The 20,109-nt window shown below is 66.4% G+C and carries 16 protein-coding genes; 4 read left to right on the top strand and 12 right to left on the bottom strand.

The window, feature by feature from the left end; translation table 11 throughout:
* Positions 1-129: 129 nt before the first annotated feature.
* On the bottom strand, positions 130-1,947 hold the full coding sequence (locus EYF70_RS28810; protein WP_131148431.1) for a DUF885 domain-containing protein: 1,818 nt from the start codon (positions 1,945-1,947) through the stop codon (positions 130-132).
* A gap of 392 nt (positions 1,948-2,339) precedes the next feature.
* Here EYF70_RS28810 and EYF70_RS28815 point away from each other — a divergent pair, with 392 nt between their 5' ends.
* Positions 2,340-2,702, top strand: a complete 363-nt coding sequence (locus EYF70_RS28815) for a DUF4148 domain-containing protein (RefSeq protein WP_131148432.1) — start codon at positions 2,340-2,342, stop codon at positions 2,700-2,702.
* Positions 2,703-2,859: 157 nt separating this feature from the next.
* Here the strand turns inward: EYF70_RS28815 and EYF70_RS28820 are convergent, their stop codons facing one another.
* The 5 genes from EYF70_RS28820 to EYF70_RS28840 form a co-directional block, all read right to left on the bottom strand.
* Positions 2,860-5,115: a PhoX family protein gene (locus EYF70_RS28820; protein ID WP_131148433.1), complete on the bottom strand. Its 2,256-nt coding sequence runs from the start codon at positions 5,113-5,115 to the stop codon at positions 2,860-2,862.
* Positions 5,116-5,240: 125 nt separating this feature from the next.
* Positions 5,241-5,807, bottom strand: a complete 567-nt coding sequence (locus EYF70_RS28825) for a hypothetical protein (RefSeq protein WP_131148434.1) — start codon at positions 5,805-5,807, stop codon at positions 5,241-5,243.
* A gap of 22 nt (positions 5,808-5,829) precedes the next feature.
* A complete protein-coding gene (locus tag EYF70_RS28830) occupies positions 5,830-7,206 on the bottom strand; it encodes a sensor histidine kinase (RefSeq protein WP_165497813.1) in 1,377 nt (458 codons plus the stop codon).
* Positions 7,187-7,861 carry a response regulator transcription factor gene (locus tag EYF70_RS28835; RefSeq protein ID WP_131148436.1) on the bottom strand — a complete coding sequence of 225 codons (675 nt, stop codon included), beginning with the start codon at positions 7,859-7,861 and terminating at the stop codon, positions 7,187-7,189. Before EYF70_RS28835 ends, EYF70_RS28830 begins: the two co-directional genes overlap by 20 nt.
* Before the next feature lie 6 nt (positions 7,862-7,867).
* Positions 7,868-8,626 (bottom strand): MipA/OmpV family protein, encoded by a 759-nt coding sequence (locus EYF70_RS28840; RefSeq protein WP_131148437.1) that lies wholly within the window; start codon positions 8,624-8,626, stop codon positions 7,868-7,870.
* Positions 8,627-8,753: 127 nt separating this feature from the next.
* Between EYF70_RS28840 and EYF70_RS28845 the strand changes: the two genes are divergently transcribed.
* Entirely contained in the window at positions 8,754-10,556 is a 1,803-nt protein-coding gene (locus EYF70_RS28845; protein WP_131148438.1) for a serine hydrolase domain-containing protein, read from the top strand.
* A gap of 17 nt (positions 10,557-10,573) precedes the next feature.
* On the opposite strand, the gene EYF70_RS28850 is transcribed toward EYF70_RS28845, so the two are convergent.
* From EYF70_RS28850 to EYF70_RS28870, 6 genes are all read right to left on the bottom strand, one after another.
* A complete protein-coding gene (locus EYF70_RS28850) occupies positions 10,574-13,876 on the bottom strand; it encodes a DEAD/DEAH box helicase (protein ID WP_131148439.1) in 3,303 nt (1,100 codons plus the stop codon).
* Between the two features lie 180 nt (positions 13,877-14,056).
* The gene (locus EYF70_RS28855; RefSeq protein WP_218943739.1) at positions 14,057-14,425 is read right to left on the bottom strand and encodes a carboxylesterase family protein; all 369 of its coding nucleotides are present in this window, start codon (positions 14,423-14,425) and stop codon (positions 14,057-14,059) included.
* A gap of 317 nt (positions 14,426-14,742) precedes the next feature.
* The gene (locus EYF70_RS31210) at positions 14,743-14,895 is read right to left on the bottom strand and encodes a hypothetical protein (RefSeq protein WP_165497536.1); all 153 of its coding nucleotides are present in this window, start codon (positions 14,893-14,895) and stop codon (positions 14,743-14,745) included.
* Positions 14,896-15,026: 131 nt separating this feature from the next.
* A complete protein-coding gene (locus tag EYF70_RS28860; protein ID WP_131148440.1) occupies positions 15,027-15,686 on the bottom strand; it encodes a glutathione S-transferase family protein in 660 nt (219 codons plus the stop codon).
* The gene (locus EYF70_RS28865) at positions 15,683-16,183 is read right to left on the bottom strand and encodes an SRPBCC family protein (RefSeq protein ID WP_131148441.1); all 501 of its coding nucleotides are present in this window, start codon (positions 16,181-16,183) and stop codon (positions 15,683-15,685) included. The genes EYF70_RS28860 and EYF70_RS28865 overlap by 4 nt, the downstream gene beginning before the upstream one ends.
* On the bottom strand, positions 16,180-16,530 hold the full coding sequence (locus EYF70_RS28870) for an ArsR/SmtB family transcription factor (protein ID WP_131148442.1): 351 nt from the start codon (positions 16,528-16,530) through the stop codon (positions 16,180-16,182). Before EYF70_RS28870 ends, EYF70_RS28865 begins: the two co-directional genes overlap by 4 nt.
* Before the next feature lie 132 nt (positions 16,531-16,662).
* Here EYF70_RS28870 and EYF70_RS28875 point away from each other — a divergent pair, with 132 nt between their 5' ends.
* Together EYF70_RS28875 and EYF70_RS28880 are read left to right on the top strand one after the other, a co-directional pair.
* A complete protein-coding gene (locus EYF70_RS28875) occupies positions 16,663-17,859 on the top strand; it encodes a pyridoxal-phosphate-dependent aminotransferase family protein (RefSeq protein ID WP_131148443.1) in 1,197 nt (398 codons plus the stop codon).
* Between the two features lie 73 nt (positions 17,860-17,932).
* Positions 17,933-20,098: a protein-disulfide reductase DsbD family protein gene (locus EYF70_RS28880; protein WP_131148444.1), complete on the top strand. Its 2,166-nt coding sequence runs from the start codon at positions 17,933-17,935 to the stop codon at positions 20,096-20,098.
* The last annotated feature ends 11 nt before the right edge of the window (positions 20,099-20,109 follow it).

Genomic DNA, 20,109 nt, shown 5'->3' on the forward strand with positions numbered 1-20,109 from the left:
GTGTGGCGAAACGATGAGTGCGCCACAAACTGAAAATGAGCCACAACGGCAGCGGGCCATAGAGCAGTAACCCGCTGCCTGCCCTGGGCGACTACGCCGTCAAAAGTCGCCCATCGCGAAAACCATCATTCACTTGGCCTCTGCTATCCAGCGCTCCACCTTACGCTCCAGCACGGCAAGAGGAAGCGAACCGTCGCCAATCACGACGGCGTGAAAGGCAGGAAGCGAGAAGCGCTTGCCGAAGGCTTCCTCGGCACGCTTGCGCAACGCCTGGATCTTCAGTGAACCCACCTTGTAGCCGAGCGCCTGCGCGGGCAACGCCATGTAGCGTTCGATGGCGCTCTTGGCAACCTGGTCCGTGTAACCGTTCACTTCCTTCAGGTAGTCGATCGCCCGTTCGCGGCTCCACCCTTTCGCGTGCAAACCCGTGTCCACCACGAGGCGTGCCGCGCGCAGCAGCTCACTGTTGAGGTGCCCGAAATACTGGTCGGGTTCTTCGTACAGGCCCATTTCGCTGCCCAGGGTTTCCGCGTACAGTGCCCAACCTTCCGCAAAGGCGTTATTGCCGCCGAAGCGGCGGAAGTCCGGCAAGGGTGTTTCCACCTGAAGGGCGACCTGGAAGTGGTGACCAGGCCTGCCCTCGTGCAGGTACAGGCTGGTCATCTTGGTGCGGTCGTATTCCTTCGCGTCATTCACGACAGACCAGAAAATGCCTGGACGTTTTCCGTCGGTGCTCGGTCCCGTGTAATGATCGGACGCTGTTGCCCGCGTCAGTTCGGGCTCCAGGCGCTGCTCCAATGGCGACTTGGGTACCAGCGTAAACAAGGCAGGCAATTTCGATGCCACGGCCACGTCGAGCTTTCGATACACCTCGAGGATTTCCTGGTCATTCTTGAACGGCCTGTATCGGGACTGGCCCGCTACCCATTTCGGTAGTTCGGCAGCTGGTCCCTGGTAACCCATCTTCGGACCCACCACAGCGAACTGCTGCTGGATGCGCGCCACCTCGGCCAGTCCCATCGCATGGATCTCGTCCGGCGTCAGCCGGGTCGTGGTGGCAAAAGCGATATTCTGCTGGTACCACTTTGCGCCATTCGGCAGGTCGGAGAGGCCGGATGTGGAACGTCCTGCCGGCAGGTATTCCTTCTCCATGAAAGCTGCCAGCCTGGCGAGTGCCGGCTGGAGCCGGTTGGTGATCTCGCTTTGGTACGCTTTCGTGATCCTGGCTTTCTCGGCCGCCGAAAAGTTATCCGGCAGGTTCTTGATGCCGGCATAGAACGGATTCTTTTCGATGTCGGTCGTGGCAAGGTCGCGGTACTGCGGCAGTGTCGAGACGATCAGCGGCTTTGGCAGGACGACACCGGCCTCGATTCCTGCGCGCATATTGGCGATGGCCTGGTCGATCCATGGCGTGAGCTGGACCAGCCGACGCAACAAATTGTCGTAGTGCTTCGGTGTCGCCAACGGAAGCGCGCCCTTCCCATCCGCCACCATGGCGAGTTCCATCGGAATCGCGCCCATCTGGTTTATCGGCATCAGGTGATCCGGAAACGACGCCATGTCCAGCACCGTCTGGATTTCGTACGCCATGATCTCGTGGCTGATCTGGTCTGCTGAGCTGAGCTGGGAGGGTGCGATGGCCTTGAGCCGCGTGGCAAATCCGCGATAGGCGGCATGGCGCCGGGCTCGCTCGGCAGGCGCGATGCTCAGTCCAAGCTCGTCATCGAAACGGTTATCTCCTGCATAGGTGGCATAGAGCGGTTCGAACCGGCCGTTGAACTGGTAATAGTCGGCGGCCAGCTTCGCCATGCGTTGCGTCGCCGTCGCGCTCTTTGCTGATTGCGCAGCCTGTGCTGCCGATGTCGGGCTGGCGCCGAGCAGTGGCGTCGCACTGCATGCCAGGAAAGCGGTTGCGGTGATCAGGCCGAGGCGTTTTATTGAAGTCATGGTGGTTTTTGGCCGTGGTAACAATGGGATGCATCGCTGGAGGATGTCCAGGTATCAATCGATGTCGACGTGACTATCGAACCATTACAAACCAACAAGTTTGCTTCGTCCATTGGTTTTCAGGAATTTGATCTACCAGCGCGCCCCTGTCGCGGTGCGGCAACAGGGGCCTGCTTTTCACCCAATGCGCCCAAGCCGGTCCATCGCGCCAGAAAACGCTATCGCATCCATAGTGATATTTAGCTAGCTATTTGATCGTGCGCGATGTAAAGTGCGTTCACTGGTCTTCCGCCAAACCCGGCAAGCGTCAAATAAGTAGTGTGCTATGTAATTGCTGGCTACTTAAAAGGCGAGGAGACGAACTTACACCAATCATTTCAAGGAGCCGTACCATGAAAACCATCGCCGCCATCGTCGCTACCATCGCCTTGTCCGCTTCCGCCGCCGTGTCGGCCCATGAAGGCGCCAGCATTACCCGTGTCGAGATCGTTGCCGAGCGCAATGCCGCCGCAGGCTACGCGACTTATGGCGAACAATACGCAGGAAACACGTTCGAGACCGTCTCCACCAAGACACGCGAACAAGTGAAAGCGGAGGTGCTGATCGCCCGGCAGCGTGGCGAACTGGTCCATGGGGAACAATATCCGGCGCAGCCGATCGACACCGGCGCGCAAGGCAAGACCCGCGCCGAGGTGCGCGCTGAACTGGTTGCCTACCGCGCCGTGAATCCTGATTCGTACAGCGTCTTCAACTGACCGGCCGGCGCCGCGGTGAGCGGCGCCTGTCCTGGCAACAATGGCCGCCGCGAACGCGGGCTTCATTTGAGCGGGCGGCGAACGAGCGCCCCGAAGCACGACATCGAACGAAAAAAAGCCGGCAAGCGCCGGCTTTTTCGTTCACGCCGTGGGGCGATCAGGTACCGATACGGCCGCCGTCGTTCTTCGTGATGACGATGGTTGCCGAACGGGGACGCTTGCCCGGGCCGTAGCCGGCGTTGCTCGGCCACTGGCTGGTGTACTTGGTCGGATCGGCGATATTGGCCAGCGACGTGCTTTCGCCCGGGTGCTGGATGTTGACGAACAGCGCCTTGCCGTCCGGGGTTTCCGTGATGCCGGTGATTTCCGACCCCACCGGGCCGACCAGGAAGCGCTTCAGCGTGTCCGGAGTCGCCTTCTTGCCCACGAAGGTATCCACAGCCAGCTTGCTGCCGTCGGCCTTGTCGTACGTCAGCGTGGTCTTGGCGCCGTCGCCCACCTGGCCCGGCAGGGCGGCCAGCATCATGCAGTTCGTCACGTCGGTGTAGGCGCCATCGTCGGTCTGGATCCAGCAGATGCCGGTGCTCTTCAGGAACGCCAGGCCGTCCGGGCTGGAGAAGTCCTGGTCGGCGGTCAGCGACGACAGGTTGATCTTCGTCGCATCCGCGCCGCTCTCGGCGCCGAACAGGTACACATCCCACTGGAAGGTGGTGGCCGCGCCGGCGCCGGTGCCTTCCTTGAAGCGGATGATGTGGCCGTTCGGATTGCCGTTCTGCGCGCTGCTGCCCTTCATGTCGGTGTAGGCGCGCGGGTTGGCCGCATCCGGTGCCAGTTGCGACGAGCCGCTCGGATTGACGTTGCGGTTCGAGTTGTTCGTCAGCGTGTAGTAGATCTCGCCGTTGGCCGGGTTGACCGAGCACCACTCCGGGCGGTCCATCCTGGTCGCGCCCACGGCATCGGCCGCCAGGCGCGCGTTGACCACCACATCGGCCAGGTCGGCGAACTGGTAGGCGGCGTACGCCTTGATCTGCGGATTGTCCATCGACAGTTCGATCCACTGGCCGGTACCGTCGGCGTTCAGCTTGGCGACATACAGCTTGCCCGAATCGAGGTACTTGTCGCCGGTGGCGATGCGGTCCGTCGGGGTGGCGTCGGCGGCGGCCCAGGCGGCGGCCGAAACGAACTTGTAGATGTATTCGTTGCGCGAATCGTCGCCCATGTAGACGGCCAGAGGCTGGCCGGCGGTGGCGATGCCGAACGCGGCGCTTTCATGCGCGAAGCGGCCCAGCGCGCTGCGCTTCTTGGCCGGCTTGGTCTTGTCGTAGGCATCGACTTCGATGATGTAGCCCTGGCCATTCATCTCGTTGCGGTAGTCGTCGCTGCCGTTGGCCGAAGCGCCCTTCTTGCTGATGTCCCAGCGCTGGTACTTGTCGTCCGTGCCGGCGGTTTCCCAGCCGTGGCGCGACGTGGCGCCCTGGTTGCGGCCATAGCGGCGCAGCGAAGCCACGCTCTTGGCGTCGCGGGCGGCATCGTCGGTGGCCGAGCGCGCGAAGTAGCCGGACCAGTTCTCTTCGCCCGACAGGTAGGTGCCCCACGGCGTGCGGCCGTTGCCGCAGTTGTTCAGGGTACCGCGCGTGCGCGTGCCATCCGGCGAGTACTTGGTGACCAGCAGCGCGCTGCCGCGTGCCGGGCCGCCGATTTCCACGTCCGTCAGCGGCGTGATGCGGCGGTTGAACGTGGAATCGGTGACCGTGGCCCAGGTGGTGCCGGTCTTCTTCACTTCGACCACGCTGATGCCGTGGACGGCGACTTCCTTGTCCACTTCGGCGGCCGGGCGCGGCAGGCTGGTGGTGCCGCCGTTCGCGTGCAGGAAGTGGGACGACAGTTTTTCGTCGGTGGTCGCCTCGTGGTTCATGGCGAGCACGCCGCGGTCCGACGCGGTGGTCGATGGCGTGCCGGTGGCGGACAGCGCGAAGAATTCCATGCCGTCGTGGTGGTCGCCGGCGCGGTTGTCGAAATCGGCGTCGGTGCCGTCGTTCTTGTAGGCCGGGGTGCTGGCGCGGAGCGGATCGCCCAGCGCGTACAGCACGGTGGCGGTATAGCCGGCCGGCACGCTGACGCTGTCCGCCAGGCTCTTCGGCACGGCGGCAAAGCCCAGCAGTTTTTCAGCCGGCGCCGGGGCAGGCGGCGTCGGGCTGGTGGTGGGCGGCATCACGGGATCGTCGTCCGAACCGCCGCAGCCGGCCAGGCCCATGCCACCGAGGACCGCGGTGGCTGCCGTGGCAAACCCGCCGCGCAGCATGTTGCGCCGGCTCAGGCGTGCGCTGAGCACGGCGTTGAAGTGATTCGACGAAGTGCTGTCGGTGTCGTCCGCCGCGATCACTGCGGGCGTCAAGTCGTTCGGCTTGTTCATTGCTGGGTCCTATGCCTGGTGGGTTGCAAAACGACAAGATTTTAATGTCGATAAATGACCCTCTCGTGACCGCTTGATGACCGAATGATGACAGCGCGGCGAACAGTTGCCGGTGGTGGTCCGATCTAGCCGGCAGCCGTGCCGGTACCTTGGCCAGGCAGCACCGATACCCGCGCAAAGCGCAGGTTTTCCAGCGTCCGGATGCGGCGTTTCAACGGCCACCAGTCGTAGAGGAAGATCTGCACGGGTCGCCACATGGCCACCCAGCCGATGATGGTCAGGCTTTCCCGTGCAATCTTCGCGGCGTGTCCGGGGAATGCACCGGAGATCAGCTCGCCAGCGGTGAGGCAGGCCGCGACGAAGACAAGGCCGATCGCCAGGCTGGCGCGGCCCTGGCTCAGCAATTGGCCCAGTTCTCCGCGCACCAGTTCGATCTTGTAGCCGTAGTGATTGTGGATGGCATCGGCCAGCAATTCGCCTGCTTCCGCGGCCGAGACAGGCTGCTCGACATGGATGACAAGTTGCAGGCGGCTGTCGAACGGCAGGGGCAACGCCCAGTTCTCGATATAGGCCTCGCAGGAGCGATCCAGGTCCCGATTGAGGAAGGGAGTGGGATCCAGTGAATTGAACAGTTGCGGCAGTTCGCGTACGCGCAATTCGAGGGTATGCGTGGGATGTTGGCCGATGTGCATGGCGGCTAGCGTAGCAGGAAAATCATGGGGCCGATCCGTCCTCATTGAATCCGACAACGAACACCGCCCCGGCCGGCAGGTTCGGCCGGTAGCGCACGTTCCACCCATGGTTGCGTGCCACTTCGGCCACGATCGCCAGGCCCAGCCCGGCCCCATCGGTCTGGCGCGCCTGGCTGCGCCAGAAGCGCTCGAACAGGAAGGCCACCTCTTGCGGCGCCACGCCCGGGCCCTGGTCGCTCACCTGCAGGCGGCCGGCGGCCACTTCCACCGTCACGATGCCGCCCGGCGGGGAATAGCGCAGCGCATTTTCCACCAGGTTCCTGAGCATGCCGAACAGCGCGCCAGGATCCGCCGCGAGCACGCAATCCGCGTCTCCGTCCAGTGCCAGCACGATCCGGGAAGATGCCGCCAGCGGCGCCAGGAAATCGCAGACCTCGCGGGCGATCTGCACCACGTCGACAGGCCGGAACGCGTAGCTGGAGCGCTCCGCCGCTTCGGTCAGCTGCAGCAGTTGCTGGACGATGCGGGCCATCAGGTCGATATCGCGCAGGTAGCGTTCATGGCCGCGATGGCCATCGAGTTCGATCTCGGCGCGCAGCACGGCCAGTGGCGTCTTCAGTTCGTGGGCGGCGTTGGCAATGAAGCGCTGCTGGCTGCGGTATCCCTCCTGCACCCGGTCGAGGGCCGCATTGAAGGCGTTCACCAGCGGCGCGATTTCTTCCGGCAGGCCCGCGGTGGGCAGGCGCCGTTCCATGCTGTCGGGAGAAATGCGCGATGCTTCGATGGAGATGGCCCGCACCGGGCGCAGGGCACGCCGCGTCAGCCAGACCAGCACCACCGACAGGGACAGCACGGCCAGGATCGTCACCAGCGCCGCGCTCTGGAATACGGCCGGCGTGATCGCCTCGATGGCCAGGTCGGCGAAGCGGTCGCTGCGCCCGGTCTGGATATAGATGCGCTGTCCTTCATGGGTGGCCGGGATGGTGGCGACCGACAGGGCCACGCCGCCTTCGTCGCTGTGGCTGAAGCGCGTGGCATCGGCGGCGGCGAACGCCATCAGCGGCCGGCCGTCCCGCTCGGAACTCACCAGCACTGCGCCGTGCGCGTCGAGCACCCGGTACTTGAGGTTGCGGTAGAAGGCGTCGTAGCCCGTCTGCATGGGTTCATGCATGCGTACCTGCAGCTTGCCGTCCGGCCCAGTGCGCAGGTTGTCGAGGATTTCTTCGCCCTGGCCCACCAGGCCATCCTTCACCATCAGCGATGAATTGTTCAGCACGATCCACTGGAACAGCAGGCCGAAGGCGATGGCGGTGCCGCCCACCGCCAGCAGGATGCCGCTGAGCAGCCGGCCGGCCAGCGAGCGCCGCATCGCCGCCAGCCTAGCGCCCGGCCAGTGCATAGCCCACGCCCCGCCGTACCACCAGGTCGAGCGGCGCGCCCAGCTTGAGCAGCTTGGTGCGCAGCCGGTACACCACCACGTCCAGCGCATTGCTGGTGGTAGCAATGCTCAATCCCCAGGCGGCCGCTTCCAGCTGCGAGCGGCGCAGGAACGTACCGCCGGCGCGCACCAGCGACAGCAGGACCTGGGCTTCCGCCTCGGACAGGCGCAGCGTCTGGCTCCCGTACTGCACGCTGGACTGCGCGGGATCGACCTGCAGGCCCTGCCAGCTGGCGACCAGGCTGACCAGGCCGGCGGGCCGGCGCAAGAGCGCACGCACGCGCGCCACCAGCTCCACCATCGAGAACGGCTTGGCCAGGTAATCATCGGCGCCGTTTTCCAGGCCATCCACCCGGTCGTGCAGCGCATCGCGCGCGGTGAGGATCAGGCACGGCAAGGTATTCCCGGCGCGGCGCTGGCTGCCGAGCCACGCCAGGCCGTCGCCATCGGGCAAGCCGCGATCGAGCACGATGGCGGAATAGGTGGACAGGCGCAGCGCCGCCGCCCCTTCCGACGCGGTGGCGGCAATGTCGGCGCTGATGCCGGCGGCGCGCAAGCCGCTGGCCACCAGGGCGGCCATGCGCTCGTTGTCTTCGATGAGGATGACGCGTTGCATATCCGGTCAGAAGCGGTACAGGTAGCCGATATTGAGCCGCGGCGAAGCGCCCTTCTCCATCAGGGGACTGTCCTTGATGGCGCCGTCGTAGCGGCGGTACTTCACGCTGCCGAACACCGTGTGATGGCGGCCCAGGTCGCGGTGCACGTCGACACCGACATCGAGGTTGAACGCGCTGCCCGGGGCATAGGCCGGGCGGCCGGTGCGCGCTTCGTGCGCCCGCACGCCAAAATAATAGTCCGCGTACTTTGCATTGAAATATTCGACGCCGGCACGCGGCGTGACCGTCCATCCGCCGACCGTGGCCGGGATGCCATATTGAATGGTCGCATACATGCCTTTGCTGGCGGAAGCGCTTTTCGCCGCACTGTAGTAGATGTTGCCTGGGCCGGCCCGCAACTGTCCGGCGACACCCACCGCGATGCCGCTCTTGCGTTCCTCCATGCCGTCGAAGATCGCGCCGTCATCCTTGTCGTAGCCGTCGAAACGGTAATCCACGCGCAGGCCGATGTAGTTGTCGCGGTCGCCCAGTACGCGATAGGTCAGCTGCGGGCCGAGCACGCGCAAGCGTTCGCCCTGGTAGAAAAATACCGGCAGCGGCTCGGTTTCGGTGCCGCCATCCTTGTAGCCTTCGTTCTCCACCAGCGCGGCCAGGCCGATGCCGATCTGTGGCGGCCCTTTTTCGCCCACCGTGGGGAACAGGGTGCTGGCACCGGCCGGGAACACCGCTGCCAGGCCGAGGGCCAATGCTGCATGCTTGATCATATTGTCGCTCCTTCATGGTTGGAGCGGAGATTGTCAGCCGGACTACCTGTCCGCAAACTGACGGCATTTCACCAATTTTTCACCGCCGGCTGCGTATGCTGAGGGCTCGTCCTTGTTCGGGTACCCCTTGAAAACGCTGATCACCCTGCTGGCATTCCTGCTTGCCTTTATTTCGCCAGGCCTGGCACACAATGTGGCACACGGCTCGGCATCGACCTCCCTCGCGCCCCGGATCGCCGCGCTGCTGCAAGCGCAGCGCCTCGAAGGCACCGTGTGGTCCACCCTCGATACCCATGGCGCCGCCGGCGTCAGCGATGCCCGCAGCCGCGCGCCGATGCGGGTGGACCATCGCGTGCAGGTGGGCTCCATCGCCAAGACCTTGCTGGCGACCGGCATCCTGCGCCTGGTCACCGAAGGCCGCCTGTCGCTGGACATGCCCGTGGCGGTACTGCTGCCCGAAATGGTCTTCGACAATCCATGGCAGGCCAGGGACCCGGTACGCCTCCGGCACCTGCTCGATCACACGTCCGGGCTGGACGATGTCCATTTCTGGCAGGTGTTTACGATGAAGGCGCGGGACGATGCGCCGCTTGCCGCCGCCTTCCCGGCCGGCAGCGGGCTGCTGCGCGTGCGCCACCGCCCCGGCACGCGGCATTCGTATTCGAACATGGGCTACACGCTGCTCGGCATGGTCATCGAAGCCGTCGTGAAGCAGCGCTACGAGCGCTACCTGGACGGGGCCCTGCTGGCGCCACTGGGCATGCGCGACAGCACCTTCGCGTTCGTCACGCAATCCGCCGATCCGCGCCTGGCCATGGGCCACTTCGAGCACGGCGCCCGCCGCGGGGCGATGCCATCGTATATGCGCCCTGCCGGCCAGTTCACGACCACGGCGGCGGACATGGGCCGCTTCGCCCGCTTCCTGATGGGCGACGGCAGCATCGGCGGCCGGCGCTTCATCGATCCGGCCCTGCTGCGCCGGATGGGCGAGCCTGCGGGAACCGAGGCGGCACGTGCGGGCCTGCAGGTCGGCTATGGCCTGGGACTGCGCACCTTCGACCGCCACGGCCTGGTGGCCCGCTGCCACGGCGGCAGCACGGTCGGCTTCAAGGCCATGCTGTGCCTGTTCCCGGCAGCGCAGAAAGGCTTTTTCATCGCCTTCAATACCGACAACGAAGCGGCCGATTACCAGCGCTTCGATGCGCTGCTGGCGCAGGCACTCGTGCCGGCCATGGCCACGCCCGCCCCGCGCGTGCCGCCTCCTTTCGATCCGCGCCCTTGGGAGGGATGGTACGTGCCCGCCCCCAACCGTTTCGACAGCCTGCGCTTCATCGATACCGTGTTTGGCTTCGCGCGGGTGCGCGGCGGCGGCGCGGGCCTCCATCTGGAGCCGTTCCAGGGCCCGGCGGTGGCCCTGGTCCATGCGGGGAAGGGGCTGTTCCGCGCGCCCGGCAAGGTGCTGCCCTCCCATGCGCTGCTCCTGTCGGCAGAAGGGCAGCGCATCCTCACCACCGGCACGCAAAGCCATGCACGGGTATCGCTGGTGTACCTGGCATCGCTGTGGTGCAGCGTGGCCGCCGGCCTGCTGGGACTGGCCTGGATCGCGGCGAAGGGATTGGCGCGGCTGGCACTGCGGCGCTTGCCGCCGCGCGATCCGCTGGCGATGCCACTGGCGGGCGTGCTGGCGCTGCTGCTGCCGTTGCCGCTGTTTTACCGGCAGTCATTGCTCCAGCTGGGCGACCTGACGGTGGCCAGTGCCCTGCTGGCGATCGTCACGGCCGCCTTGCCGGTGGCGATGCTGGCCGGCCTGGCGTTGGCGCTGCGGCGCGGGAGCGGCCGCCGGATCGATGCCCTGGCCATGGCGGCGGTGCTGCAACTGGCGATCGTGCTGGCCGCATGGGACTTGTTGCCGCTGCGCCTGTGGGCTTGAAGACGGCAATCCACCGGCTATGCAAGGATCGCCCGCAATTCCTCCACGCCGAGCGCTGGCGCCAGTGCCCCCTCGGCATCCAGCACGGCGTTGGCCAGTTCGCCCTTGCGGCGCTGCATCTCCTGGATTTTTTCCTCCAGCGTGCCGCGTGCGATGAGCTTGTAGACGAACACCGGCCGTTCCTGGCCGATGCGCCAGGCCCGGTCGGTGGCCTGGTTTTCGCTGGCGGGATTCCACCAGGGATCGTAGTGGATGACCGTATCGGCCGCAGTGAGGTTCAGCCCCACGCCGCCCGCTTTCAGGCTGATCAGGAACACCGCGGCATTGCCCTCCTGGAAAGCAGCGATCGGCGCGGCGCGGTCGACCGTGTCGCCCGTCAGTAAGGCAAACTCGACAGCGCGGGCCCGCAGGGCCGCCGCGATCAGCGCCAGCATGCTGGTGAACTGCGAGAACACCAGCACCTTGCGGCCTTCGCTCAGCAGCGTGTCCAGCAGCTCCATCAGCGTGTCGAGCTTGGCCGAGCCGGCGCTGGCGGTATCGCGTCCCTTGAGCAGGCGCGGGTCGCAGCATGCCTGGCGCAGCTTGAGCAGCGCGTCCAGGATCACGATCTGGCTGCGCGCCAGGCCCTTGCGGTCGATCTCGTCGCGCACCTTGCGGTCCATGGCCACGCGCACCGTTTCATACAGGTCGCGCTGCACACCCCCCAGTTCCACGGGCAGCACGATCTCCGTCTTCGGCGGCAGCTCGGTGGCCACCTTGTCCTTGGTCCGCCGCAGCATGAACGGCTTCACGCGCCGCGCCAGCAAGTCCTTGCGCAAGGTGTCGCCCTGCTGTTCGATGGGCTTGCGGAAATGGGCATTGAAGGCTTTTTCGTCGCCCAGCAGGCCCGGCATCAGGAAATGGAACTGCGACCACAGTTCGCCCAGATGGTTCTGCACCGGGGTACCGGTCAGGCACAGGCGATGCCGCGCATCGAGCAGGCAGGCCACCTGGGCGGCGCGGGAACGGCTGTTCTTGATGTATTGCGCTTCGTCCAGGATCAGCAGGTGGTAGCGCCGCTGGCGCAGCACGTCCTCGTCGCGGCCGAGCAATGCATAGGTTGTCAGCACCAGGTCGGCCTGGCCGATCCCGTCGAACAGCGCGGCCCGGTCCTTGCCATGCAGGAGCAGCACGCGCAGGCCAGGCGCGAAGCGCGCGGCCTCGGCCTGCCAGTTGCCCATCAGGCTGGTCGGCGCCACCACCAGCGCGGGCGCATCGAGCCGGCCCGCCTCCTTTTCGACCAGGATGTGGGCCAGCGTCTGGATCGTCTTGCCGAGCCCCATGTCGTCGGCCAGGATGCCGGCGAAATCGTATTCGCGCAGGAACTGCATCCAGGCCAGGCCGTCGAGCTGGTAGGCGCGCAGCGTGGCGCGCAGGCCGGCCGGCGCAGCGACCGGCATGACGCCGGCGAAGCCGTCGAGTTTCCTGCCCAGTTCGCGCAGGCGCTCGCCGCCCATCCAGCGCAGCTGCGCGGCCCGTTCCAGTTCCGCCAGCCGGGCGGCGTCCGTCACGGGCAGGCGCAGCGTGCTGCCCAGGCGTTCGGCGAAATACAGTTCGCCCAGCGTGGCCAGGATCGGCCGGATGCGGCTCCACGGCAGCGCAGCGCGCCGGCCATCGGGCAGGTCGACAAGGATCTCGCTGCCATCCGCGCGCGCGGCCAGGGCCGTGGCATCGAAGTCGTGCGGCGCTGCGCGGATCAATTGCAGCAGCAGGGGCAGCAGGGCGTGGCGCTGGCCATCGATGACGAAGCCGAGTCCGAGGGCGAACCAGGCACTGACGCCCTCGCCTTCCTCGTCCAGCTCGGCATACCAGTCTTGCGGATCATCGAAGTCGAAGCGGAAACCGGTGTTCATCGAGACCTGCCAGCCGGCCGTGCGCAGGCGCGGCAGGCCATGGCGCATGAAGTCGATCCAGTCTTGTGGCGCAGGCAGCCGCATGGAAGGGTATCGCCCCGGTAGCGATTTCTCCGTGTCGGCGGCAAATCCCTGGCTGGCGAGCAGGCCCGCAGCCGCCCGTTCGGCTTCCATGTCGCGCGCCACCAGTTCGATCGTGTCCCCCGTCGTCCGGCGCAATACCGGTCCGGTCTCGCCTTCGGTGGATAGGCCGTCGTAACTGAAATGCAGCAGCGCGTGATCGTCCCACGCCGGCTTGTCGCGGAGGTTGGCGGCCCGGCTGTCGAGCAGCAGGTGCGGCACCGGTGCAATATCGCTGCGCTGGCGCGTCGCCAGTTCCAGCGGCGCGGGCAGCACCCGGTCCAGGCCTTGCGCGGCCAGGCGTGCCGCCATGCCGGCGCGCTGCTGAGGTGCCAGTTGCGGTGCGTTCGCGACCAGGTCCAGCAGGTCGGCAAGGGGAAGCACGGCAAGTTCCCGCGGCAGCGCCAGCTCGCCCAGCATGCCGCCGTCCACGTAGTGTGCCGGCTCCGTGGCCAGCACATGGCCGACCGGCGTGCCGTCGTCGAAGCGCCAGCCCAGCCGGACCTGGTCATTGCCGGCGTTGTCGGCGTCGTCGGCGTGCCAGCCGAGCGTGGCGCTGCGTCGCGGGCCTTGCCGGACTGATACCACATCGCCGTTCTTCAGCCTGGCGGTCGAGTGCGCGAACAGCAGGCGGTTTTCCGCACGCAACTGCTCCAGCAGGCGGGTGCCGATCGGGCCGGCAGGCCGGATATCGCCGGCAAACATGCTGCCGGTGCGCAGTGCGGACAGCAGACGGACCGGCTCTTCGTCCTCCGGCCGCATGTAGTTCGGCAGCGTGGATAGCAGGCTGTAGAAGTCGTTGTGGATGGTGGCGGCGACGATGCCGCCATCCTTGCGCAGGCGCGCCTTGCACACGTTCAGCCGCAGCGCGCCGTCCTCGCCGTCCGGCACCAGCACGTACACCAGGCGGTATTCCGGGCCGCGGGCCGGCACCGCTGGCGTGCTGGCTTGCTTGAACGTGCGCGCAAGGCGTTCCAGCCATCGTTCCGCACTGGCCGGCAAGGCTGACGGAGGTGCCGCCGGCGCTGCCTTCTGGTGTTTCATGCTGGCCAGCAGCACCGCGACCACGTGCTTGCAGTTGTAGTCCATCGGGCAGGTGCAGGAACCCTTTACCCGCAAGCCGCGCCGGCCTGCTTCCAGGTAAATGCTTTGCACATAGACTTCAGGGCCGCTGCCCTCGACTTCGCCATACAGGAATGTATCGTCCCACTCGAAGGTGACGACCTTGCGACGGCGTACGTAATCTTCGCCGCGTGCAAAGGTGGCGGTATCGAACTCGTGTGCGATCTGGTCGATGGACAAGTGCATGACAGAAGCATTGCAAGGTAGATGGATGCGACATTATCGCCGGTCGCCGTTGCCGATTGTCCGCCGCCGCGCAGGTTTCCCTCAGGTTCGCTCCGGATGTCCGCCCGTGTCCTGCCTGTTCCTGCTTATACGCTGCTCATGTCTTGCTCATTTCCTGCTCACGGCTTGCTCATGGCTTGCTCACGTTCCCGGCTGCACATACGGCACCTTGGCGAAAATCCGCCGTTCGGCGCCGCGCGGATCGTCTTCCAGCCGGGGCGGCACGTCGAAGATCATGGTCTGACGCCGCGTCATGTCGTAAGGTTCCCAGCGCGGGATGAACCTGCTGTCGGGATCACCGCTGCGCGCGAAGGCGATGAATGCCTCGCTCATCATGTCCGCCATGGCCTGCGCCTGCGGGCCGATGGCGGTGGCGCCCGGCTTGGCGATGTTGTCGAACACCAGCTGGATGTCCGACGCATGCGGCGCGCCGAACTTGCCGCCATCCTTCGGCGTCGCCCAGTCGAGGCAGTGGCGCGAGGAAGCGGCGCGGCGCGGTATCGGCGCCATAGCGCACGCCCTTGAAGACGAGCACGCCGTTGTCGCGGTAGCCGCGCACCTGGCCATGGCGGGTCGCCGCGACCGGTGCTTCGCCCGTGGTGGCGGCATGGGCCCGCAGGGCGGCAAGGCTGGAGAGACTGGAAGCGGCAACGATCGATTGCTTCAGGAAGGCGCGGCGGGTCGGGTCGGTCATGGCGGGCGGCGGTCGATGGGTCCGGCCAGTTAGCTTAGCCGAACAGTATCGCGGGTGGCCGCCTCACCCGTTCCAAAAATGAAAAACGCCACGTCGGGTGGCGTTTTTCATTGCGCGCGGCAGCACGGCCGCATCAGAAAATCAGGTAGATCAGCACCAGCACGATGGCGGGAACGCCCAGCAGCCAGGCAAGCAGGTATTTACCCATGATGTCTCTCCTCGAGATGTTGTACGGTATGGCTGCATGATGCCGCCATACGGTAGCGTCGTCGGTACGCTGGTGCACGGTTTGCGAACGAATCCGCCGAGGGACGCCTCGCAGTACGGCGTATCACCCGTGGATTGATCGTCAGTCACACGCCGGTGGTAACAGCCGGTTCGACTGCATCGAGGAGTACTTACCCGGCCGGGCGGCAGTCAATCCCGTTCCGGTGCTCCTGGCGGAAACAGGTGCCGATAGGGCCTTGCCTCGTTCACGGCGCGCTGGACCGATGGCCGCGCCAGCAGCCGGGCCCGGTAAGCCCGGGCATGCGCGTGCCGCGCCGGTATCGGGTGGACCCAGTCGGCATAGAACAGCGACGGCGCGGCGGCGCAGTCGGCCAGCGTGAAATCCGCGCCGGCGGCCCAGTGCCGTCCGGCCATGTGCGCGTCGAGCCACGCATAGGCGCGGTCCAGCAATGCGCGGGCATCGGCCACGCCGCGCGCGTCGTGCTGTTCCGGCGGGCGGATCGCATCGTAGACGATGCGCTGCATGGGCGTCATCACGTAGTTGTCGAAGAAGCGGTCGAGGAAGCGCACGTCGAGCGCGCGGTCGCCGTCGCCCGGCAGCAGCGACGGCGCCGTGCCGCGATAGCGTTCCAGGTACTCGATGATGATGGTGGCTTCCATCACGTCGCGCGTGCCGTCGGCCAGCAGCGGCATGTGCAGCATCGGCCAGCGGCCAGCGAATTCTTCTTCCGCGCCGGCATCGCCATCGTTGATGCGCTTCAGTGTGAACGGCAGGCCATGTTCGTACAGCGCGATGATCGCTTTCTGGCAGTACGACGAAAAGGGGTGGGCGTACAGGGTCAGGTTCATCGCTGCCCTCCCGCGAGCAGGGCGGCGAGGCAATCGAGGTGCACGGCGGTACCGTGTTCGCGCGATGGCACGCCTTTGTCCGCCGTGGTGCCATCGAGGAACGCCACCTGCTCATGGAAACGCTGCAGCGTGCCGGCGCCGTCCGGCAGGAATTCCACCGTCGCCAGCGAAGCGGAATGATGCGTGCCGTTCAGGTGCATGTCGTAGATGTACACCAGCCGCCGGGCCGGCAGCACGTGGTGGTAGCGTGCGGTGAAACGGGTGTCCAGCGGCGGTGGGCCGGTAAAGCGCCCGTTCAGCGTTTCGCTGCCGCCTTCGCGCAGGTCCAGCGACCGGCCGTACAATTCCCATCCCGGCGGCCCGCGGAACCAGCGCTCCTTCAAGGCTGGTTCGGCCCATGCGGCGAACACCCGTTCGGGCGGCACCGGGTAGCGCCGTTCGATCACGAACGAACCATGGAAAATCGGCGATGACGCAACATGGCTGGCATTCTTCATGATTTCCTTTCACTGGCTGGGTTGGTGTCCTCGGCAAGCACGGCGCCGAGCCGGTCGAAATGGCCTTCCCATTGCAGCCGCCGCTGGCTGAGCCACGACTCGGCGAGGCCGATCGCCTGCGGGTCGAGCATGCAGGTGCGTACCCGGCCGGTCTTGTGCGTTGTCACCAGGCCGCTCTGTTCCAGCGCCTGCACGTGCTGCACCACGGCGGCCAGCGACATCGCCAGCGGTTCGGCGAGTTCGCTCACGCTGGCACTGCCACGGGACAGCCGCAGCACGATCGCGCGGCGCGCGGGTTCGGACAGGGCACGGAAAACGGCATCGAGGCGGGCATCATGGTCAAGCATGGACTTGAGTATCGGCGTGTCGCGGTCAATAGTCAAGCGTTCACTTAAGTGTTCGGCATGACGGCCGGTACAGCGTTGATGGGCTGTCAAGTGGCTGCTATGCTGGACGATCCCCATTGCCCGGAGCCCGCCATGCATCAAGCCGTCAGCGTTCCCCATATCGTTCCGCTGGACGAGATCCTTCCCGACGAACCGCTGCTGATGATGGGTGCCGGCCCCGTGCCGATCCCGCACAGCGTGGCGACGGCGAACTCGATCGTCATCAACCACCTGGGCGAGACCATGAACCGGGTCATTGCCCAGGTCAAGGACATGGGCCGCTATGTGTTCCAGACGAACTCGCGCTACGTGCTCGGCGTGGGCGGCCCGGGCTCCGCCGCGATGGAAATGGCGATCGCCAACCTGGTGCACCCCGGCGACAAGGTGCTGTGCATCTGCAACGGCTACTTCAGCCGCCGCATGGCCGAGATGGTCAACCGCGTGCGCGGTGAAGCCACCATCCTGGAAGCGGGTGTCAACGAAGGCGCCAGCCTGGAAGCCGTGGAACGCGCATTGCGCAGCAAGCGCTATGACGCCGTCACGCTGGTGCAGGGCGAAACGTCGAACACGGTCTGCAACGGCAACCTGGCCGGCATCGCGCAACTGGCACGCGAACATGGCGCGCTGGTCATCGTCGACGCGGTCTGCACGCTCAGCACGATGCCGCTGGAGATGGACAACTGGCAGATCGACGCGGTGATCACCGGCGGGCAGAAAGGCCTGTCGTCGATCCCGGGCGTGTCGCTGCTGGCGTTTTCCGAACGGGCCTGGGCGAAGAAGATCGCCTCGCGCAGCGACCTGCCGTTCCACTGGGTCCTCGATGCGAACCTGGCCGACAAGTTCTGGAACCAGAAGTCCTACCACTACACCGCGCCCGTGTCCGGCATCCTGGCACTGCACGAGGCGTTGCGGCTGGTGTGCGGCGAAACGCTGCCGAAGCGTTTCGAGCGTCACCTGAACTGTTCCCAGGCACTGCAGGCCGGCATCGAAGGCATGGGCCTGCGCTTGCTGGTGGCGAAGGAGCACCGGCTCAATTCGGTGGTGGGCATCGTCGTGCCGGACGGCGTCGTGGCGGCCGAAGTGCTGGCGGACCTGTCGCGCGTGCACCGTGTGGAAATTTCCGGCGCGTTCGGCCTGAATATCGTGCGCATCGGCCAGATGGGCGAGCAAAGCCGCGCGCACAACCTGTTCCGCACGCTGCACGCGCTGGGATCGAGCATGCAGGCCTCGGGAGCAAAACTCGACCTGCCGGCCGGCATGGCCGAGCTGGAGCGCTCGCTGACGCAGTAAGTGCAATGCATCAGGCCTCCTTAAGCCTGGGAGGCCATTAAGCCTTATCATTGACGCATCGATATCGGCAAGGATGAGGGAAGTGACGTCACTGTACAAGTTCGCGGCGGCCAGCCTGCTGTTATCACTGCAGTTCGCTGCCCTGCCGCTGGCGCAGGCCGCCGGACCCGTGGTCGTCACCGACCATGTGCGCAGCGAATTGCTCGTCCATGCGCCGGACGGTATCCGGCCCGGCAAGACGCTGTGGCTGGGCCTGGCCATCGACCACCAGCCGCACTGGCATACGTACTGGAAGAATCCCGGCGATTCCGGACTGGCCACCACGCTGGCCTGGAAGCTGCCGGCCGGTTTCACTGCCGGCGAAATCGCCTGGCCGACGCCGAAGAAGCTCCCGCTCGGTCCGCTGACCAATTACGGCTACGAAAACAAGGTGCTGCTGCCCGTGCCGGTGCAAGTGCCGGCCGGTTTTTCCGGGAGCGAGCTGAAGATCGGCCTGCATGCCGAATGGCTGGTCTGCAAGGAAATCTGCCTGCCCGAAGCGGGCGACTTCGAACTCGTCGTTCCCGCCGGTGCGGCGCTTGCCGCCCACGGCGCCCTGTTCGACGCGACCCGCGCCGCCACGCCGGTGGCACCCGAAGGCGCCAGTGCCACCGCCCGCGTGGAAAACAATGCCTTGGCGATCGAGGTGCGCGGCTTGCCGGCACCGCCGTCCGGCGAAGTGCAGTACTTTGCCGAGGATATCGGCGTCATCGACTACGCCGCCAAGGCTGGCCAGCAGTGGGTGGACGGCACCCTGCGCCTGCGCGTGCCCCTGTCGCCGCAGCGCAGCGAGAGCCCGGCGGTCATGAAAGCCCTGCTGGTGGTACCGGGACAGCCGGCCGGCTGGACGCTGTCGATTCCCGTCGAGGGCCCGTGGCCCGCGCTCGGCAGTGCTGCGCCGGCGCCGGCCACGGCGGCGGCGACGACGACCACGGCACCCGCACCCGCCACGTCCGTTGCACCTGCCGCCGCCACGTCCTTCATGCTGTCGCTGCTGTTCGCCTTCCTCGGCGGCGCGCTGCTCAACCTGATGCCCTGCGTGTTCCCCGTGCTGTCGCTCAAGATCTTCAGCCTCGTGCAGCACCGCGACCAGCGCGGCAAGGCGGTGGCCGGCGGCCTGGCCTACACGGCCGGGGTGGTGGTGTCGTTTGTCGCGCTGGCCGGGCTGCTGCTGGCGCTGCGCGCCGGTGGGGCCGGGCTGGGCTGGGGCTTCCAGTTGCAGTCGCCCCTGTTCGTTGCCGGGCTGGCCGCGTTGTTCACCTTGATCGGGCTGAACCTGGCCGGGGTGTTCGAGTTCGGCGGCGTGTTGCCCGGCGCGCTGGCCGCCCATCGGGCGAAGAATCCGCTGGTCGACGATGCGCTCAGCGGCGCGCTGGCCGTGGCCGTGGCATCGCCCTGCACCGCCCCCTTCATGGGTGCCGCGCTGGGCGTGGCATTGACGGAACCGGCGCCGCGCGCCCTGGCCATCTTCGCCGTGCTGGGGCTCGGCATGGCCGCGCCGTACCTGGCCGTGGCGCTGGTGCCGGCGCTGGGCCGGCTGCTGCCGCGCCCGGGCGCCTGGATGGTGCGCTTCAAGGTGCTGATGGCGTTCCCGATGTTCGCCACCGTGGTGTGGCTGCTGTGGGTCCTGGGCCAGCAGACCGGCATCGATGCGATGGCCGGCGTGGCCGCGGTGCTCGTCGCGCTGGCGTTCGCCTGCTGGACGATCGGCACGCCGGTGCAGTCGCGCCGCACGCGCGGCCTGTTCGCGGCGGCGGGCGTGGTGGTGCTGGCCGGCGCCGTGCATCTCGCATGGCCGCTGCTGAAGGCGGAACCCGCGACGGCCCAGGCGCAGGCGGCGGGCGACTGGGCACCGTGGTCGGTCGAAGCGGTCGGCCAGGCGCGCGCCGCCGGCAAGCCCGTGTTCATCGACTTCACGGCCGCATGGTGCATCACCTGCCAGTTCAACAAGCGCACCGTGTTGAACGACGCGCAATTGCTGAAGGATTTCGGCGCCAGGAATGTCGTGCTGCTGCGCGCCGACTGGACGCGCCGCGACCCCGCCATCACCGAGCAGCTGGCCCGGCTGGGGCGCAGCGGGGTGCCCGTATATGTGTTGTTTGGAGCGAATGACAGCCAGCCGCCGCAAGTGCTGTCCGAGGTGCTGACCGTGGAGCAGGTGCGGGCGGCACTGGGCAAGATCCGACCTGCGCCGATGTGATCAACCTGGAC

The sequence above is a fragment of the Pseudoduganella albidiflava genome (genome assembly GCF_004322755.1).
Lineage (GTDB): Bacteria > Pseudomonadota > Gammaproteobacteria > Burkholderiales > Burkholderiaceae_D > Rugamonas > Rugamonas albidiflava.

Bases quoted from the DNA above. Each gene is read 5' to 3' on its own strand.
- EYF70_RS28810 (WP_131148431.1), bottom strand. From the start codon at position 1,947: ATGACTTCAATAAAACGCCTCGGCCTGATCACCGCAACCGCTTTCCTG.
- EYF70_RS28815 (WP_131148432.1), top strand. From the start codon at position 2,340: ATGAAAACCATCGCCGCCATCGTCGCTACCATCGCCTTGTCCGCTTCC.
- EYF70_RS28820 (WP_131148433.1), bottom strand. From the start codon at position 5,115: ATGAACAAGCCGAACGACTTGACGCCCGCAGTGATCGCGGCGGACGAC.
- EYF70_RS28825 (WP_131148434.1), bottom strand. From the start codon at position 5,807: ATGCACATCGGCCAACATCCCACGCATACCCTCGAATTGCGCGTACGC.
- EYF70_RS28830 (WP_165497813.1), bottom strand. From the start codon at position 7,206: ATGCACTGGCCGGGCGCTAGGCTGGCGGCGATGCGGCGCTCGCTGGCC.
- EYF70_RS28835 (WP_131148436.1), bottom strand. From the start codon at position 7,861: ATGCAACGCGTCATCCTCATCGAAGACAACGAGCGCATGGCCGCCCTG.
- EYF70_RS28840 (WP_131148437.1), bottom strand. From the start codon at position 8,626: ATGATCAAGCATGCAGCATTGGCCCTCGGCCTGGCAGCGGTGTTCCCG.
- EYF70_RS28850 (WP_131148439.1), bottom strand. From the start codon at position 13,876: ATGCACTTGTCCATCGACCAGATCGCACACGAGTTCGATACCGCCACC.
- EYF70_RS28855 (WP_218943739.1), bottom strand. From the start codon at position 14,425: ATGGCGCCGATACCGCGCCGCGCCGCTTCCTCGCGCCACTGCCTCGAC.
- EYF70_RS28860 (WP_131148440.1), bottom strand. From the start codon at position 15,686: ATGAACCTGACCCTGTACGCCCACCCCTTTTCGTCGTACTGCCAGAAA.
- EYF70_RS28865 (WP_131148441.1), bottom strand. From the start codon at position 16,183: ATGAAGAATGCCAGCCATGTTGCGTCATCGCCGATTTTCCATGGTTCG.
- EYF70_RS28870 (WP_131148442.1), bottom strand. From the start codon at position 16,530: ATGCTTGACCATGATGCCCGCCTCGATGCCGTTTTCCGTGCCCTGTCC.
- EYF70_RS28875 (WP_131148443.1), top strand. From the start codon at position 16,663: ATGCATCAAGCCGTCAGCGTTCCCCATATCGTTCCGCTGGACGAGATC.
- EYF70_RS28880 (WP_131148444.1), top strand. From the start codon at position 17,933: ATGAGGGAAGTGACGTCACTGTACAAGTTCGCGGCGGCCAGCCTGCTG.